We start from the raw sequence: 17,600 nt of genomic DNA, 5'->3' as shown, positions 1-17,600 counted from the left end.
ATGACTTAAGTTAGCTTAGCAATCATCATCATCTTGCCAAAACCAAAAGCACTTTTTCTTCTCTGTCGGCGCAGTTTCTGTTTTGCTGTTTGCCTTAGATGCAGGGTGTTCGCTTAAGTCTGTTTCTAATGTAATCCACGTATGCGTGACTTTTTTGTTACCGTTGCGCTCTTCATCATTGCCCTGCCACAAAGCAAACCCCATGGGGATCGTGGGTCTAAAAAAATCAACATCATACTTGTCTTGAGCGATTAATGGGCGAGACATCACCACATACCATTCACGATTTTGCGGTGAGCGATCTGTGACATACGCATCTTTTACACTCACACTTTGATTATCCAATAGTGTCGTACTACCGTAGCCGCCTGCAGCTAAGTTCTCAAGCTTGCCCGCTCCTGCTTTCCAGTACCAGATATTCACAGGCTTATCATGACCTGAGCCCATCATATAAGAGGTACTGTCATCGCCCATCGCAAACTGCACAGCAACGCCATCAGGGAAGTCATCGACTGTATTTAAGATGTCCTTGGTAGCATCTTTCCAATGTAGGCGCATAAATAAACGCTCATCGGTATGTGCAACTTGAAAATATAGATGCTTACTCTCTTTTGCACCATCAGCAAAACGCAGTCGTGCAGATTGGTGAACTGGAGGAGCTGTGTATAGTTCAGTACTGTAAATTGGGATACGGTCCCAAATCAAATCGATAGGGTCATTAAGTGTCCGCAGATAAATGTCTCCTGGGATATGCTTTGCTTTAACGGTATCTCCAGGTTGTATCTGCAAACTATTTGGGTTCAATTCGCTGTCATCAGCCAACACAGGGGAGGAGACACAAAGAACGATAAGACATAACATGCTTTTTTTAAGTTGGGTAAAAAGTTTCATTGCATTGTCCTTGGTGGTTTTGAGTGCGTTTAGTGCCACATTGCTTGTGCATCATCAGCAACAGCAATGGAGTCAGACGTCTGTTTAATATTAGGACCAACTTGTGTTTCTAAAGCTACATATTGGTCATGTGCCCACTTAGGTAAAGATACAATTAGATGGGCAATATTAGGATCTAAGCCATAGTCACTTTCTTGGGTAAAACGCGCATGGAAAGCCTCTAAAAATGGGACTAAATAACGCGTCAAAAAATCCCTGTGCGCGCGGCGATATGGGCTCGGATCACGGTCGTTATGCAGCGCTTCAATTTCAAGGTGACACAGCACAACACAAAACTCTAACATGCTAACTAAATGGTCGGGTTCATCAATCACCCCTTCATTTTCTACCGCCGCCTTTACACCAAAATGGCTATAAAATGCTTGGATATTGAGCATAAATGTCCCTGCAGTTTGGCCTTTTACTAAGCTTTCATACGCACTGGCTACCAGAGGCACTCTTGGCTTGCCACGTTTACCATGGATAAAAGTAGACATATAACCTACCTCTAAGTCTTTGAGTTCATTTGTACTGGTAAACTGCGGCCATGATTGAGACGTTAAGGCTAACCAAGCATCATTGAGGGCGCTTTGTAAGCGCCACTCCCGCAAAGCTTCAAGCGTTTCTGGCAAAGGGTAGCTAAATAATACACTCGCAATTTGATAAACTGCTTGTCGGTCTTTGCAATTATCAATCTGCCCTTGAGTATTTAAAGCTAAAATTGGACTTTTCATCATTCACTCCCTAGCTTAGCTTGAACATTTCTGAATGTTTGAACCCAATTAACGTGTCCATCAATTCACTATCTTTTCCATCTGCTTTACGCATACGGTGCTCTTCTAATGTTTTTAGCACTTCGCTTACTCGAGGACCAAATAAGCTTTCTAAATAAGCAAGAGGTATCCGTGGCTCATCGAGTACTTCCCCATTAGGCCCATACTTAGGAGGCGATGTAGGCGGTATATAAAATACATTAGGCTGTGTTCCCCATTCAGCATGTAAAGGTAGAGCAACTTTGTACTTTTCAACCAATAAGTGGATCGGACCCGCTTCATCATCGCGATAACCAATCCAGCGGATACGACCAACACACTGCTGAGCACATGCTGTCGGCAAGCCTTTTTCGATTCTCGGATAACAGAAAATGCATTTCTCTGACTTAGAAATCTCTTCGTTAAAGTACACTTTCTTGTAAGGGCAAGCATTCACACAGTAACGGTAACCACGACAGCGCTCCTGATCGACTAAAACAATCCCATCCTCTTGGCGTTTATAAATAGCATTGCGTGAACAAGCCGCTAAACATGCTGGGTTCGCACAGTGATTACACAAACGCGGAAGATAAAAATAGTAGCTGTTAGGGTAATCACCCAAGCCTTCATCTTCATCCCAGTTTGGTCCCCAAGTCGGTTTAACATTTGGGCGTAACCACGGATCAGTACCGGTCATTAATGCTTCTTTGTAGTTGTACTCCCAAGGGATACCGTAATCTTCTTGACTTGGTTGGCGACCTAGCTTTAACGCGCCATCTTGGTCAAAACCGCCTCCCATTTGTTCGTAATTACGCGGGTAACCTTTCCCCGGCTGAGACTCAACGTTATTCCAGTACATCGACTCACGACCATTACGGTTGGTCCACATTAACTTACACGCAGCTGTACATGTTTGACAGCCAATACATTTGTTTAAGTCTAAAACCATGCTGAGTTGGCGTTTTACAGTCATGCTAAGTTCTCCTTAACGTCATTAGGAAAGACCAAGTCCTCAGGTTTTGCCAGCTCTATGTCATAACAGCTTTCATGTATGTGTTGATTGGCATTCCATTTACAGTAAATAAAGTTTAAGTGTCCCCAGCCCCCGACTAATTCAAGAGGTTGTAAAAACACAGCATTAGAAATATTCATATTCTTTCTCTGAATATATTGGTGCGGCTCCCAGCCATGCTCCATCATGATGGAGTTGACAGGCAAGCTTGGGTAAAACTTTGCTTGCGCATAAAAATCACCGTTGGCGTTAAACAGTCTCACGCGATCACCATCTTTGATCCCCTTTTGTTTAGCCAACTGTGGGTTAATATAAATATTTGGCTCACCACGCTGTAAACGAAGCAGGTACTTGTTAGAGCGCCAGTTTGAGTGAATTCCCCAGCGCGCATGCGGTGAGTAGAACTCTAACGGATAATTCGATGCTTTAGGTCCCGCATGCAAACGCGCCGTAGGTACCGTAGACTTTAAGCGCTCAAAACGAGGGTGATCACAGTAGAACGTAATACGACCAGTCAGCGTTTCGTATGGGTTTTTGCTTTCTGTTTGCGCAGTAAACGGGTTATAAGGCTCATCTTTGACCAGCGGTTGATTTAGCCCTGCCTCTTCTGTCATTACAAAGAAACCACGCTTTGCGCCTTCCTCAAGCGATACACCGCCTAGTTCAGGAGAGTTTTCTACAATATATTTAGTAACATCATAGTCGGTATTTAGTAAGCCATTTTTAGTAAAATCATCGTGGATAGTATGCAGATCACGCGTGACCTCGCCATCAGGGTACGAACTCACCCCGCGAGCAATCGCTCGTTCTTGGATTTTTTTGGTCAATAACGCCATGATGTCCCAATCGGGTTTCGATTCACCAACAGGCTCAACAGAACGCGTAAATACGTTAACAAAGCGATGATAACCTTGAGAGCGCAGATCCCATGCTTCATAGTGACTCGCTGCAGGTAATACATAGTCAGCCCACTCCGCTGTTGAGTCCATTCTTACGTTAACGTTGACATAGAGTTCTTTGGCCTGACGCAAATGCTCTTCACGATATTTTTTAGACATTTTGTTACGTCTAAACGTGTTATCAGCAACAGAAATCATCCCTTTGATTTCACCGTAATAAGGCATCCACCCTTTATCAATGGACTCATCGACCATTTCTTGCATTTCATCTAAGTCAAAGCCAACACGCTCTTTGAGTTTTTTATTATCAAAGTGCTTACGGGCTCCTTCCATCATACCACCGCGTAAAAACTCACCGAGGCCACCCGCTTCATACCGGGCTGATTTTAAGCCGCCGTAACTTGCTAACTCAGACCAAGCTGGGTGGTTCCAAACAACCCAAGACGTGTCTAAGCCGCCTGTTTTACCGCCGTGTCCTGTTAAAGCAAGCGCCAGCGCATAACCCCAACCGATGTATAAACAGTTAGAGTAGCTCGACGTAATGTAGCCTAGCATGATGATTGCTTTTTTCGCTGCTGCCAAATGACGCACTTCTTGACGCACGACATCTGGGTGAATATTAGTGTGCTGTTGCGTTGCTTCAGGAGTAAACTTAGCGGCTTCTTTTTTAACTTGTTCAAATACCGTTGTGACTGCAATACCCGCAACTTCAAACTGGCCTTCAATCGCGGGGTCAACGCTTCCTAGTTTCAATGTTTTCGTCTTTGAACCCATCGATCCTTTGGCTTTAACGGCTTGGTTAGTCTTTAAATCCCAGTGATAAAAGACCTCATCAGAGCCGCCCTCTTCTAGATCACTTTCGCGAAGAAGTTTGCCGTTATCGATGCGCACTAACATTGGCAGGTCAGTTTGTTCCTTCATAAAATCGGGCTTGAAAAGGCCTTCTTCGATGATGACATTAACAAAAGACATAGCAAGAAATGGATCTGACCCTTGCTTAATCGGCATCCATAAATCTGTATGAATAGAACTTGGGTTGTAATCTGGAGCGGTACTGGTAATTCGAGCACCATTGTACTTGGCTTCCCAAATATAGTGTGCATCAGGGATCCGCGTTGCATTCGGGTTGATCATACCCAACATAATATAATCAGCGTCAAACCAAGCATCTGAGGTAAAGCTTTCTAAGGGGTTACCATACGCTAAATGTGCCCCAGTATTTAGATCACCTACCACTGTAAAACCATCGAGCTGTATACCGCCAATAAGAGAAGAGAAACGGTTAGGAGCGGAGTTACGTACCATTGTTTGGTTACCCGATCCTTGGTGTGTTTTTAGAGCACCTGGGCCGTACTTTTCAAAAATATCAATAATTTTATCAGCGATTTCTTCTGTGGCTTGATCCCACGATATTCGCTGCCATTTACCCTCACCTCTTTCACCAGCTCGTTTCAAAGGATATCGTAAGCGATCCGCTTCATACATCGCTGTAGAATGAATAGCTCCTTTTTGACAGCCACGGGGGTTAGCGTCTGGTACATTTTTATTCACTTGTGGGTATTTAGCGATCTGCTCTTCACGAATTACAATGCCATCTTTAACGTAAACATTCCAACCACAGTTACCCATACAGTTAATACAATGAGCTGCATGACCTACTGAGTCCCACTGCCACTCATTACGATACAGGTCTTCCCAGCCACGATACGGGTATTCCGTAGCGAGGGTGTCATTGATTGGCTCAAGACGGTTAAGGCTCCAGACTTTGCCGCTAAGCATCAGACCAGAACTAACAACGCCAAGCCCTTTTAGAAAATCTCGGCGATTTACCTTGAACATTCCCATGGCTTTTTCTCCATAAAGTGTGTGAATTATGAGCCTAAGGCTATGCAGATAAACGAGTGATACTGCCGATTGTGCTTTTAAACACAAACCACCTCAGATTAGTTTTGTATGTTAATTTAGCGAGAGATTAGCAAGGGAAACCGTCTTAAACTACAAGATTCATCATCGAAAATAGCTTTTATTGATACAAATCAAGAGTTCGATTTTTTTAGGTTAAATGTGTTTGATTAAAAGCGAATTAAGAATTAAATTCCCTCACAATTATAGAGGGTAATGTTTTTAATTAAATATCAAACTCATGACAAAGGAAACGATGATGAATAAAGTGCTGAAACAGTTAGGAGTATTAGTCTTTTTTGGGCTTAGTGTGCCAACAACCATGGCCCAAGAAATCCAAGGTAATGCTGAGGTAGGCGCTCAAAAGGCGGCTGTATGTGGTGCATGCCACGGTGTTAACGGAAAATCGGCAGTAAGTATGTATCCCAATTTGGCAGGGCAATGGCCAGAATACATAGAAAGTGCTCTAAAAGCTTACAGAGCAGGAGAAAGAACCGGTGGTGTCACTGCAATGATGACGCCTCAAGCGATGAATTTAAGCGACCAAGACATAGCTGATCTTGCCGCCTATTATGCAAGTAAAAAGTAACAATACACGTTAAAATTTTTAATAACTGAGTTCTAATAATTTTTTATCAATTTATAAGAAAAATTGTAGATTGTATAAAATTTAAAATACTTAACTATATCTAATCAAAGGTGATTTTATGAAATTCGTAATGCGTTTAGCTGCTGTGTTTTTTACTCTAAGTTTCTCGTCAACTGTATTTGCCAAAACATGTGATATTGAGATCAACAGTACTGATATGATGTCATTTGACAAAAAAGAGATGACTATTAGTGCTGATTGTACTGAAGTCAACTTAACGCTTAATCATGTCGGTAAACTAGCCAAAAACATCATGGGACATAACTGGGTTTTAACTAAAACTGCCGATTTACAAAGTGTTGCCAATGCGGGCGGAGCTGCTGGATTAGAAAATGAATATTTACCAACTGATCGCGCTAAAGTAATTGCTGCGACAAAAATAATTGGTGGCGGTGAAAGCACCACTGTTTCTTTCTCAGCGAATGGTTTGCAAAAAGGGGGAGACTACACGTTCTTCTGTAGCTTCCCTGGTCACTGGGCAATTATGCAAGGCAAGTTTGTAGTTGCTTAAATAATGCACTGTGTCGTTGTTCTGCATCAGTACAACGACACACAAAAAGCACTAGTACACTGGTTTAAGTTTTTATCCCACCAAAAGTAGTATTAAATTTACCTAAAAGTTAGTTCTGCACTATCAACCTTGCTCTAAATATTGAACCTAATTAAGTAAGAGCAATTTGTAAAAGTGCGCCATAACTCTGCTATAAATATATTATAAACATATACTTAGCATTTAATTTTATAAATCTCTTCCTTTTAGCCTAACCAATAAAAACGCTATTTAATAAAAGCCCTGCTAACTAATCACCTGTAAAAAAATTAAGTGCTGTTCACCACCTATATTTTGATAATAAAGGCACGTTTTTGATCTGCGCTGCAAATAATTTGCTGTATCTTCTCGGTAGTGCTTGTAATCTCTTAAATGTAAATTTCAACTAACCATGCTTTGTCACTCACTTGAGTAGAATTAACGAAATAAAGTACAATGAAGTGAGCAAAGGCTTGAGTTATTTATAACTTAAACTTATTTTATTTAAAATAGAGATAATCATGTCACACTCTCGCGGAAACTTATTCATTTTGTCGGCACCTTCTGGGGCAGGTAAATCTAGCTTAATAAATGCACTACTTAAAAAGCATGCAGATATGAAGGTATCGGTATCGCACACCACTCGCGCTCCGCGCCCTGGTGAAAACAATGCAGAACATTACCATTTTGTATCTGTTGATGAGTTTAAAGCGCTCATTGCCAAAAATGATTTTTTTGAATGGGCACACGTCTTTAACAACTACTATGGTACGTCTAAGCAAGCGATTGAAGAGCAACTGATGGCAGGTATTGATGTATTTTTAGATATTGACTGGCAAGGTGCCCGCCAAGTACGAGAACTAGTAGATGATGTAAAAACCATCTTTATTTTACCGCCATCAAAACAAGAGCTAGAGCAACGTTTAAATAATCGCGGTCAAGACTCTGCTGAAATTATTGCAGGGCGAATGGCGCAAGCTCAGTCAGAAACTTCGCATTACAACGAATATGACTACGTAGTGGTTAATGATGATTTTGATACGGCTCTACGCGATTTAGAGACTATCGTTATTACACAGCGGTTAACATTAAAAGCACAAACAACTCGCAATCAGGCTTTAATTGATGAGCTACTATCGTGATTTAAATGACGAGTAGTTAATCATTTAAATCTTAAAATAAATAAAAATTAACCACGAGCTATTGGCGAAACTTACTGCGTGCAGTAAACTACGCCTTTGCTTTTAAATTATTTTGGAGTGCTAAGATGGCTCGCGTAACAGTTGAAGATGCAGTAGATGCAATTGGTAATCGTTTTGACTTAATTTTAGTTGCGGCCCGTCGTGCCCGCCAAATTGCTGTTGGTGGTAAAGATCCACTGGTAGATCCTGAGAACGATAAGCCAACAGTTGTTGCTTTACGTGAAATCGAACTTGGTTTAGTTGATAATTCTTCAATGGATGTTATTGACCGTGAAGAACAACAACACCAAGAAGCGGCAGAACTAGCTGCTGTTGCTGCCATTGTTGGTGGCAACCAATAATCAACCGCCCGGTTTGATTTAGCTAACGGCATAGTATTTCAACTATAGCCGTTGGCAATCCTTTGTTTTCATCGTATATTCGTAACTTATCCTAACTTATTTGCTTCACGAGAACATTGGAGTGTGAATGTATCTTTTTGAAGGTCTTAAAAAGAAAATCTCAAAATACTTGCCAGCAGACGATGTTGAGCTAGTTCAAAAAGCTTATGTGGTAGCCCGAGAGGCCCATGAAGGTCAAACTCGCTCAAGTGGCGAACCTTATATTACTCACCCCGTTGAAGTCACTCAAATATTAGCTAGCATGCACCTTGACCATGAAACGCTCATGGCAGCATTGATGCACGATGTGATTGAAGATACTGATTTTAGCCAACAGGATTTAGCTGAAATATTTGGTGAAACGGTGGCTGAACTCGTTGAAGGTGTGAGCAAGCTTGATAAGTTAAGCTTTAAAGATAAAAAAGAGTTTCAAGCTGAAAACTATCGAAAAATGATTATGGCAATGACCCAAGATATTCGGGTTATTTTAATCAAGTTGGCTGATAGAACGCATAACATGCGAACATTAGGCGCACTTCGCCCTGATAAACGTCGCCGTATTGCTCGCGAAACTCTAGAAATTTATGCGCCGATTGCTAATCGTTTAGGTATTCACGATATAAAAAATGAGCTAGAAGACTTAGGTTTTCAAGCGCTGTATCCAATGCGTCATCGTGCACTTAAATCGCAAGTGGCTAAAGCGCGTGGAAATCGTAAAGAAGTTATTTCAAATATTCAAACAGAAATTGAAGCACGCCTTGAAGAGTCAGGCATAAAGGCCACCGTATCAGGCCGTGAAAAGCATCTATACAGTATTTATAAAAAAATGCTTAATAAAGAGTTACTGTTTAACGAAGTCATGGATATTTACGCTTTTCGTATTGCGGTGGATTCTATGGACACCTGTTATCGCGTACTTGGTGTAGCTCATAACTTATATAAGCCAATTGAAACCCGCTTTAAAGATTATATTGCTGTACCAAAAACTAATGGCTATCAATCACTTCATACTTCTTTGGTTGGCCCGCATGGTATTCCTGTTGAAATTCAAATCCGTACTCACGATATGGATCACATGGCAGACAAAGGAGTCGCGGCTCACTGGATGTATAAAAAGTCTGGCGACAATGCGGGCCACACTGCGCAGCAGCGTGCTCGCCAATGGATGCAAAGCTTACTAGAGTTACAGCAAAGTGCGGGATCATCATTTGAGTTTGTTGAAAACGTTAAAACCGAACTCTTCCCTGAAGAAATTTACGTGTTTACTCCTGATGGTCGCATCGTTGAACTGCCAATGGGCGCGACTGCGGTCGATTTTGCTTATGCCGTTCATACTGATGTTGGCAATACTTGTGTAGGCGCACGCGTTAATCGTAAGCCTTACCCTTTAAGTAAAGCCATTGATACTGGGCAAACAATAGAAATTATTACTAGCTCAGGCGCTCATCCTAACGCAACATGGCTTAACTTTATTGTTACTGGTAAAGCGCGACTGGGCGTACGTAACTACCTTAAAAGCCAACAGCATGAAGAAGCATTATTATTAGGTCGTCGCTTACTTGATTCAGCCCTAGGTGAGAACAAGTTTGATAACCTGCCAGCTGAAAATATTACGCGAGTGCTTGAGGAGCATGAACTCTCTTCAACCTTAGAGCTACTTGTAGAAATTGGCTCAGGTAATTTAATGAGCATGCTGATTGCCAAACGCTTATTACAAAACGATAACGATGACTTAAACGATATTGCTAAACGTGCAAAAGCAACCATTATTGGCACTGAAGGTATGTTAGTTAATTATTCTAAATGTTGTCGTCCAGTGCCTGGAGACGCTATTACAGCCCATGTCAGCCAGGGTAAAGGTTTAACGGTTCATCGCCAAGAGTGTAAGAACATTCGTGGCTGGGAAAATGATCGTTCGAAATACCTTGTCGTAAAATGGGATGATAATCCAGAAAAAGAATACATTGCGGCTTTACGGGTAGAAATTATTAACCACCAAGGTGCGCTGGCTAAATTAACCAATGTGGTCGCAACGACACAGGCCAATATTGTAGAAATAGCTACCGATGAAAAAGAAAGTAATTTATACGTGATAGACTTAGGGATAACAGTTAAAAACCGTATCCACGTCGCTAATATCATGCGTCGTATACGTGTGATGCCGGATGTACAAAAAGTCTATCGTAAAAAATAAAATAGGAACATCATGAATAAAGCATTTATATCAACGGATAAAGCACCTGCAGCGATTGGCACATACAGCCAAGCAGTGAAAGTGGGTACAGCGGTTTATTTATCTGGCCAAATTCCACTTGTCCCTGAAACAATGGACGTTATATCTGAAGACTTTAGCGAGCAAACACACCAAGTATTTAAAAATATTTGTGCGGTTTGTGAAGAAGCTGGCGGCACCATTCAAGATTTAGTAAAAGTAAATATTTACCTTACTGATCTTTCAAATTTTGCCATTGTTAACGAAGTAATGAGCCAATATTTTAAACAGCCTTATCCTGCTCGCGCTGCTATTGGCGTTCGTGCACTACCTAAAGGTGTACAAGTAGAAATAGACGGTATTATGGAACTTCCTTCAACAAACTAACCTCTATAAGCTATGAGCGCCGCTCATAGCTTATATTCCAATCTGTAACTACACTTTGATGAATTCTTGACTCAAAACTAAAATTCTAGCACTCTGTAATCACATTATTTAATTAAACCTTACTTTAGTAGTAGAAAAGGATGACTTGTGTTTAAGCTTGCTAAAAATGGCAATGTATTGCTCGATACGAGTAAATCTGCACCCGCCAGTGCTGCTTTTATCATTGAAGCAATTGAACAATCGCCTTACAGCGAGTGTGAAATCAATCATAACGCCATAAATAACTATTTCAGCAGTGCAACACCTGAACGTATATTAGTTGTTGCAACACGTCATGATGCCACCTTAAGCGTGAAGATAAGTGATGATAAAATGCTAGCCACAGGCACGCTCACTCTTGCTAAAGGGGGAGCAACACTGAGTTTTGATGAAGCTAAAAAAGAATTAGTTAAAGCGCACGTTGCGAGAGGTTATAAGCAAGCATTTTTAGAGCAACTTTTACAAAAGCAATCTGAACTCCCATCTGGCTCCATAGTCAGTGGTCCACTCGCCAAAGGGCGCTTACCTATAGACGGTAAACCAACTAAATTTAACGCAATGGTTCAAACACTTAAAGATCGTCTCAAAGCCCCTAAATTAAAAGAAGATGGCAGTGTAGATATGCGCGACTTTGGTAAGTTAGCAAGTGTAAAACCAGGTGAGTTACTAATACAGCAACAACCCGCTACACCAGGCCAAGAAGGGTTTACCGTGTTAGGCGATGTATTACCTGCAAAACCCGGACAGGTTCATACTCTAATTGCAGGTGAGGGCACTGAAATCTCAAAAAATAATCCGATGGAATTACTCTCTACGATTGCTGGCGTGCCGGTTGAAATAAATAATGGCATGCGTGTTGACGATATTTTTACTGTCAACGATGTGTCGGTAAAAACAGGGCATATCGACTTTGAAGGCAGTGTGATAGTGAGTAAAAATGTAGAGCCAGGTATGCGTATTAATGCAACGGGCGACATTACCGTTTTTGGTACGGTTGAATCTGGCGAATTAACCGCAGGAGGCGATATAACTGTAAAACAAGGGGTAATTGGCCATCAAAAGCCTGAAGATAAATCACTGTCTTGTAAAATAATATGCGCAGGCGATGTCCATGCCTCACACTCTCAATATTGTTACATTGAAGCTAAAAACATTCTGCTTGACCGTCAAGCTAGCCACAGCTCAATGAAAGCAAAGAGTACAATACAAATTGGTCAATCCGAGTTGTCTAAAGGAAAGCTATTTGGGGGTGAAATTCTAGATGCCACTAAACTGATTGCCGGCGAGATAGGTAATGAATCTGGCGCTAAAATGGTAATTAATTTAGCGGCTTCAGCCAATGAAATGACTAAAGAGATTGATAAATCTTTTAGTGAACTAACAGCAACAAATGAACAAGTTGATAGTTTACAAGCGGCTTTAGAAAAAGCAGATTTAATTAAAGATGCAGATAAAAAAAATGAACTCATAAATAAAATTGGCACCACGCAGCTACACCTTAGTCAGCAAGCAGCACAATTAGAAAAGCAAGTAGCAGGTTTAGAGCAAAAACTGAATACGTTACTCGATGAAGCCATGTTAACTGTGAATGGCGTTTTACATTCGGGTGTAGAGATCCATATCTTCAATAAACTGCTTAAAACGACCCGTAACTTCCCACCGAGTAGTGTTAAGTTAGAAAATAACAAAATAGAAATTGAATTTAAAACTTAATAATAAGGGGCTGTTAGTAACAGCCCCAACTTTTTATAGTAAACCGTCTACACTTGTATAGGTTTGCGCTGGCCACACACCTACCTGCACTTGCCCTATATGTTGTTTTTGTAATAACAGCATCGCTAAACGAGATTGACCAATACCACCGCCAATTGTCTGTGGAAGCTTACTTTCTAGTAATGCCTTATGCCAGTCAAACTCTAAACGGTCTTCATCTCCCGTAATACTTAATTGAGTTTGCAATACTTCAGGGCTTACACGAATTCCCATCGATGAGATTTCGAAAGCGTCTTCAAGCACTGGGTTCCATACTAAAATATCACCATTTAATCCCATGTACTGCTCGCATGTCGGGGTTGACCAATCGTCGTAATCTGGCGCTCTCACATCATGAATTTTGCCATCACTCAATGCTCCCCCAATACCAATTAAAAATACAGCGCCATATTCTTGAGTAATCGCCTTTTCTCGCTGCTTGGCTGTGAAATCTGGGTACATTTTACGTAATGCTTCACTATGTACAAAAGCAATCTCTGTAGGTAAAAATGGTGTTAAACCAAAGCTGTCACTAACATATTTCTCAGTGGCTTTAATACCTTGGTAAATAGTTTCAACCGTTTGCTTCAAAGTAGATAAACAACGCTGCGTACTTTCACAAATAACTTGTTCCCAGTCCCACTGATCAACATACACAGAATGGATTGGGCTTAGTGAATCTTCATCAGGTCGCAACGCTTTCATTTGTGTGTAAATTCCTTCACCTTTAGAGAAACCATACTCACCCAAGGTTTTTCGTTTCCACTTTGCTAACGAATGCACAACTTCGTAACGGCTATCTGTAATGGCTTTAACATTCACCGCAACAGCGTTCTCGTGTCCACTTAAGTTATCCTGAGTACCGTCACCTACCTTAGCTAAAATAGGTGCCTGCACCTCAATCAAGCCTAATTTTTGCTCTAATTGCTGTGAAAAAAACTGTTTAACTTTACTTATTTGCTGCTGCTGCTGCACATAGTGTGAACTCATAATAATTGGCCTCATTCCCAGTTATTGTATTGGCGACTCAGCGCTTAGTAGCGCTTCAATATGGTTATCGTAACAATTAAATGGTTTAATTCAATAACCCATAACAAAAATAGCTTTAAGATATTAAAACCATTAAAAAAATGGTATAAAAACAACAAATACAATAATACAAAGCAGCTAAACCTATGGAAAATTATCAAATCGATAATCTAGACAAACAGATTCTGCATGCATTAATGGATAATGCACGTACACCCTATGCTGAATTAGCAAAGCGTTTCGGTGTCAGTGCAGGAACAATTCATGTGCGGATTGAAAAAATGAAACAAGCGGGGATCATTACAGGTACCCAATTAACCATTAGTACCAAACAGCTTGGCTACGATGTATGTTGTTTTATCGGCATTAATTTAAATAATGCCAGAGACTACCCACAAACTCTGATTAAGCTTGAATCATTAGAAGAGGTTGTTGAAGCATATTACACCACCGGTAATTACAGTATTTTTATTAAAGTAATGACTCGCTCGATCGATCATCTACAAGATGTATTGATCAATAAAATACAAGCAATAGAAGCTATTCAGTCAACCGAAACCCTGATCTCATTACAAAACCCGATTAGCCGAACAGTGGTGCCTTAAGGTGAAAAATCTCGTATAATCTGCCGAAAAAGAGGACCCCCATGCAGCAAACTCGTTATCAAAGAATTGAAAGTGTACTTTCACGTCGTCAAACCGATCTTACCGTGTGTTTAGAAGACGTACATAAACACCATAACTTATCTGCCATAGTCAGAACGGCCGATGCTGTTGGTTGCCATCATGTGCATGCAGTCTGGCCAGAAAAGCAAAAGTGGCTAACCAATAATACCTCAGGTGGCAGTAAGAACTGGTTAAACACACACCTTCACAGGAACATAGATGATGCCGCAGCCAGTATCCGTGCTCATAACCCCGATGTACAAATTTTGGCAACTCATTTAAGTGAAGATGCCGTCGATTTTAGAGAAATTGATTACACTAAACCCACTGCAATTATTGTCGGCCAAGAAAAAACGGGGATCTCAGAAAAAGCGCTCGAATATGCAGATCAAAACATCATTATTCCAATGCAAGGCATGGTGCAATCGTTAAATGTATCCGTTGCAGCAGCATTAATCTTATTCGAAGCACAACGTCAACGTGAGTTAGCTGGGTTATATAATAGAAATATGCTGAGTGAAGAAATAAAACACCCAATGTATTTTGAAGGCTGCCACCCAATTATTGCAAGGCAGTGTAAGCAAAAGAACTTACCTTATCCCGCACTTGATGAGCATGGCGAAATCGTTGCGGATGAACAATTTTGGCAGACATTAAAACATACTTGATGCATATACAGTGTATAAGTACACTTAACTCACTAAATAACAATAATTGAGCCTACTTTGTCTAAACCTAGCTTAAGCCAATACCCAATCACAGAACTTAAAGGCGTAGGCCCTAAAATGGCTGAACGACTTTTAAAGCTAGGCATTACCACAGTGCAAGATATGCTTTTTCATTTACCGCTAAGGTATGAAGACAGAACGCGTATTTATGCTATTAGTGAGCTTACCGCACATAGCCATGTAACGGTTCAAGCAACCATTGAAACAAGCCAAATTACCTTTGGTAAAAGGCGTATGCTAGTTTGCCAAATAAATGATGGAACAGGTAGGTTAACTCTACGATTTTTTAATTTTACCGCAGCACAAAAAAACGCATTTAGCGCGGGTAAAATAATTCGCTGTTTTGGCGAAATACGTCGCGGACGTGTTGGCTTTGAAATGAGTCATCCTGAATACAGTATTAGCGACACTTTTGAACAGCAACCAACATCATCAACACTTACGCCAGTCTATTCAACAACCGAGGGGTTAAAGCAACTCTCTATCAGGGCGTTGAGTGAACAGGCAATAGAATTGCTTCAAAAATACGCAGTAGAAGAGCTACTACCTCAACAATGGCAACCATCGCAACTACCGTTAAGTGATGCGTTATTACTATTGCATCGCCCCCCTAATGACGTTGATATCATTGCACTTGAACAAGGGACTCACCCAGCACAACAACGGCTCGTTTTTGAAGAGTTGTTGGCTCAAAATCTCAGCCTCTTAAAAGTAAGAGAGCAAGGACAACAAGTTAAAGCTATTGCCCTTGAGCCCACTAATCCATTAGAAGCACAATTTCTAGCACAATTACCCTTTGCGCCAACCAATGCACAAAGCCGTGTAGTATCAGAAATTAAAACAGACATGCAACACGCTTACCCTATGATGCGACTTGTCCAAGGGGATGTAGGCTCTGGTAAAACATTAGTCGCAGCCCTGAGCGCTTTAACTGCGATAGCACAAGGCTATCAGGTCGCATTAATGGCGCCAACAGAGATATTATCAGAGCAACACGGAATCAACTTTTCCAACTGGTTTGAAAGCCTTGGAATAACGGTTGCTTGGCTAGGCGGTAAAACAAAAGGAAAAGAGCGAGTTAATACCCTTGCTATGATCGCCTCCGGTGAAGCGCAGATGATTGTGGGTACCCATGCTTTATTTCAAGATGAAGTAAAATTTAACAATCTCGTACTTATCATTATTGATGAGCAACATCGCTTTGGGGTTCATCAACGTTTATCACTGCGTGAAAAAGGGCGCTTTGGTGATTGTTACCCACATCAACTAGTAATGACAGCAACACCTATACCACGTACGCTCGCGATGACTGCTTATGCAGATTTAGAAACCTCAGTGATCGACGAATTACCACCAGGGCGAACTCCTATTACCACTGTTGCCATCCCTGATACCCGCAGAGATGACATCATTAGTCGAGTGAAACTTGCCTGTAATGAACAAGGTCGACAAGTTTACTGGGTATGTACTCTTATAGACGAGTCTGAAGTATTACAATGCCAAGCAGCTGAAGACAGCGCTTTACAATTAAAAGAAGCCTTACCTGAACTTAATATTGGTTTAGTCCATGGGAGAATGAAAGCAACTGAAAAGCAAGCCATTATGAGTGAGTTTAAAACGGGGAACATTCATGTACTTGTCGCAACAACCGTAATAGAGGTCGGTGTTGATGTCCCCAATGCGAGCCTAATTATCATTGAAAACCCAGAGCGCTTAGGTTTAGCACAGCTTCACCAATTACGAGGCCGTGTAGGACGTGGAGCAACCGCATCGCATTGCGTTCTTTTATACCATGCACCACTTTCTCATACTGCACAAAAGCGATTAGGAGTACTGCGCGACAGTAACGATGGCTTTGTTATAGCAGAACGTGATTTAGAAATACGCGGCCCAGGTGAAGTACTTGGAACTAAACAAACCGGTTTAGCCGAATTCAAAATCGCTGATTTAACACGCGATAAACAAACACTCAATCAAGTAAGGCCCATCGCACAACAAATGCTTAAGCAATATCCTCAGCATATAGACCCACTTATTCACCGCTGGTTAGGTAATAAATCAAACTACGCACAAGCATAGTCGGTTTTTAAACTTTACTTTTCACTTCATCATCCAAGCTTATACCAATTCGCTTAATTAAGCGGTCTAATTTGAGGCAGGAAAAACGGGGTAATAGCTAGGCAAAAAATTCGCTATTTAGTTGCTCTAAATGAGAATTTTTTAACACAGATAGCGACACGTTTAGCCCCGCAAAATGATTGAGTATTATTGCGGATTGGTATTACCCCAAACGAATATATTTACATAATGCCTTTATTCTCAGGCCTTCTATTGCAAGGTATCGTAGTGTCGTCCACAGCGTTAGAGTAGTCTTTAGGCGCTGATTCTTTTACTTTTACCTGATGCCTTTTACCTTTCACCTGCGTTTTTACTTTCTTGCAGACGTAAAAAAACCCGACTATTGCTAGTCGGGCTTTCTCAATTTGGAGCCTGGTAATGTCCTACTTTCACATAGCAAATGCTACACTATCAT

At 41.1% G+C, this 17,600-nt stretch carries 15 protein-coding genes; 10 read left to right on the top strand and 5 right to left on the bottom strand.

What is annotated here, in order from left to right:
• Positions 1 to 15: 15 nt before the first annotated feature.
• From CWC30_RS00890 to clrA, 4 genes are all read right to left on the bottom strand, one after another.
• Positions 16 to 804: an ethylbenzene dehydrogenase-related protein gene (locus tag CWC30_RS00890; RefSeq protein ID WP_171034664.1), complete on the bottom strand. Its 789-nt coding sequence runs from the start codon at positions 802 to 804 to the stop codon at positions 16 to 18.
• A 116-nt stretch (positions 805 to 920) separates the two neighbouring features.
• The gene (locus tag CWC30_RS00885) at positions 921 to 1,667 is read right to left on the bottom strand and encodes a molecular chaperone TorD family protein (protein ID WP_138626165.1); all 747 of its coding nucleotides are present in this window, start codon (positions 1,665 to 1,667) and stop codon (positions 921 to 923) included.
• 7 nt (positions 1,668 to 1,674) lie between these two features.
• The gene (gene clrB / locus CWC30_RS00880) at positions 1,675 to 2,655 is read right to left on the bottom strand and encodes a chlorate reductase subunit beta (RefSeq protein ID WP_138626164.1); all 981 of its coding nucleotides are present in this window, start codon (positions 2,653 to 2,655) and stop codon (positions 1,675 to 1,677) included.
• Positions 2,652 to 5,438, bottom strand: coding sequence for a chlorate reductase subunit alpha (gene clrA / locus CWC30_RS00875; RefSeq protein ID WP_212746071.1), 2,787 nt, complete (start codon positions 5,436 to 5,438; stop codon positions 2,652 to 2,654). Before clrA ends, clrB begins: the two co-directional genes overlap by 4 nt.
• 316 nt (positions 5,439 to 5,754) lie before the next feature.
• On the opposite strand from clrA, the gene CWC30_RS00870 reads away from it, so the two are divergent.
• The 7 genes from CWC30_RS00870 (at position 5,755) to CWC30_RS00840 (ending at position 12,606) form a co-directional block, all read left to right on the top strand.
• Positions 5,755 to 6,084 (top strand): c-type cytochrome, encoded by a 330-nt coding sequence (locus tag CWC30_RS00870; RefSeq protein WP_138626162.1) that lies wholly within the window; start codon positions 5,755 to 5,757, stop codon positions 6,082 to 6,084.
• A 118-nt stretch (positions 6,085 to 6,202) separates the two neighbouring features.
• Positions 6,203 to 6,655 carry an azurin gene (azu, locus tag CWC30_RS00865; RefSeq protein ID WP_212746070.1) on the top strand — a complete coding sequence of 151 codons (453 nt, stop codon included), beginning with the start codon at positions 6,203 to 6,205 and terminating at the stop codon, positions 6,653 to 6,655.
• A 539-nt stretch (positions 6,656 to 7,194) separates the two neighbouring features.
• Positions 7,195 to 7,815, top strand: coding sequence for a guanylate kinase (gene gmk, locus CWC30_RS00860; protein ID WP_138626161.1), 621 nt, complete (start codon positions 7,195 to 7,197; stop codon positions 7,813 to 7,815).
• A gap of 125 nt (positions 7,816 to 7,940) precedes the next feature.
• Entirely contained in the window at positions 7,941 to 8,216 is a 276-nt protein-coding gene (gene rpoZ, locus CWC30_RS00855) for a DNA-directed RNA polymerase subunit omega (RefSeq protein ID WP_008108220.1), read from the top strand.
• A gap of 127 nt (positions 8,217 to 8,343) precedes the next feature.
• Positions 8,344 to 10,449, top strand: coding sequence for a bifunctional GTP diphosphokinase/guanosine-3',5'-bis pyrophosphate 3'-pyrophosphohydrolase (gene spoT, locus CWC30_RS00850; protein ID WP_069438927.1), 2,106 nt, complete (start codon positions 8,344 to 8,346; stop codon positions 10,447 to 10,449).
• Positions 10,450 to 10,461: 12 nt separating this feature from the next.
• Positions 10,462 to 10,854, top strand: a complete 393-nt coding sequence (ridA, locus tag CWC30_RS00845; RefSeq protein WP_013466064.1) for a deaminase RidA — start codon at positions 10,462 to 10,464, stop codon at positions 10,852 to 10,854.
• A 147-nt stretch (positions 10,855 to 11,001) separates the two neighbouring features.
• A complete protein-coding gene (locus CWC30_RS00840) occupies positions 11,002 to 12,606 on the top strand; it encodes a flagellar assembly protein A (RefSeq protein WP_138626160.1) in 1,605 nt (534 codons plus the stop codon).
• A 33-nt stretch (positions 12,607 to 12,639) separates the two neighbouring features.
• On the opposite strand, the gene asnA is transcribed toward CWC30_RS00840, so the two are convergent.
• Positions 12,640 to 13,635, bottom strand: a complete 996-nt coding sequence (gene asnA, locus CWC30_RS00835) for an aspartate--ammonia ligase (RefSeq protein ID WP_138626159.1) — start codon at positions 13,633 to 13,635, stop codon at positions 12,640 to 12,642.
• A 185-nt stretch (positions 13,636 to 13,820) separates the two neighbouring features.
• On the opposite strand from asnA, the gene asnC reads away from it, so the two are divergent.
• From asnC to recG, 3 genes are read left to right on the top strand one after another with little or no spacing between them, the layout of a single operon-like run.
• Positions 13,821 to 14,279 (top strand): transcriptional regulator AsnC, encoded by a 459-nt coding sequence (gene asnC / locus CWC30_RS00830; protein WP_024601823.1) that lies wholly within the window; start codon positions 13,821 to 13,823, stop codon positions 14,277 to 14,279.
• A gap of 41 nt (positions 14,280 to 14,320) precedes the next feature.
• A complete protein-coding gene (trmH, locus tag CWC30_RS00825; protein WP_069438925.1) occupies positions 14,321 to 15,007 on the top strand; it encodes a tRNA (guanosine(18)-2'-O)-methyltransferase TrmH in 687 nt (228 codons plus the stop codon).
• A 57-nt stretch (positions 15,008 to 15,064) separates the two neighbouring features.
• Entirely contained in the window at positions 15,065 to 17,146 is a 2,082-nt protein-coding gene (recG, locus tag CWC30_RS00820) for an ATP-dependent DNA helicase RecG (protein WP_036980421.1), read from the top strand.
• Positions 17,147 to 17,600: the final 454 nt, after the last annotated feature.

This window comes from Pseudoalteromonas sp. S4741 (assembly GCF_005886135.1).
Lineage (GTDB): Bacteria > Pseudomonadota > Gammaproteobacteria > Enterobacterales > Alteromonadaceae > Pseudoalteromonas > Pseudoalteromonas tetraodonis.
Note: the sequence above shows the minus strand (reverse complement) of the source record. Positions and strands in the feature narration are given on the sequence as shown.

Excerpts from the sequence above, each read along its gene's own strand:
- asnC (WP_024601823.1), top strand. The coding sequence starts at position 13,821 with ATGGAAAATTATCAAATCGATAATCTAGACAAACAGATTCTGCATGCA.
- ridA (WP_013466064.1), top strand. The coding sequence starts at position 10,462 with ATGAATAAAGCATTTATATCAACGGATAAAGCACCTGCAGCGATTGGC.
- CWC30_RS00885 (WP_138626165.1), bottom strand. The coding sequence starts at position 1,667 with ATGATGAAAAGTCCAATTTTAGCTTTAAATACTCAAGGGCAGATTGAT.
- asnA (WP_138626159.1), bottom strand. The coding sequence starts at position 13,635 with ATGAGTTCACACTATGTGCAGCAGCAGCAGCAAATAAGTAAAGTTAAA.
- spoT (WP_069438927.1), top strand. The coding sequence starts at position 8,344 with ATGTATCTTTTTGAAGGTCTTAAAAAGAAAATCTCAAAATACTTGCCA.
- gmk (WP_138626161.1), top strand. The coding sequence starts at position 7,195 with ATGTCACACTCTCGCGGAAACTTATTCATTTTGTCGGCACCTTCTGGG.
- azu (WP_212746070.1), top strand. The coding sequence starts at position 6,203 with ATGAAATTCGTAATGCGTTTAGCTGCTGTGTTTTTTACTCTAAGTTTC.
- clrB (WP_138626164.1), bottom strand. The coding sequence starts at position 2,655 with ATGACTGTAAAACGCCAACTCAGCATGGTTTTAGACTTAAACAAATGT.
- CWC30_RS00870 (WP_138626162.1), top strand. The coding sequence starts at position 5,755 with ATGAATAAAGTGCTGAAACAGTTAGGAGTATTAGTCTTTTTTGGGCTT.
- trmH (WP_069438925.1), top strand. The coding sequence starts at position 14,321 with ATGCAGCAAACTCGTTATCAAAGAATTGAAAGTGTACTTTCACGTCGT.
- clrA (WP_212746071.1), bottom strand. The coding sequence starts at position 5,438 with ATGGGAATGTTCAAGGTAAATCGCCGAGATTTTCTAAAAGGGCTTGGC.
- rpoZ (WP_008108220.1), top strand. The coding sequence starts at position 7,941 with ATGGCTCGCGTAACAGTTGAAGATGCAGTAGATGCAATTGGTAATCGT.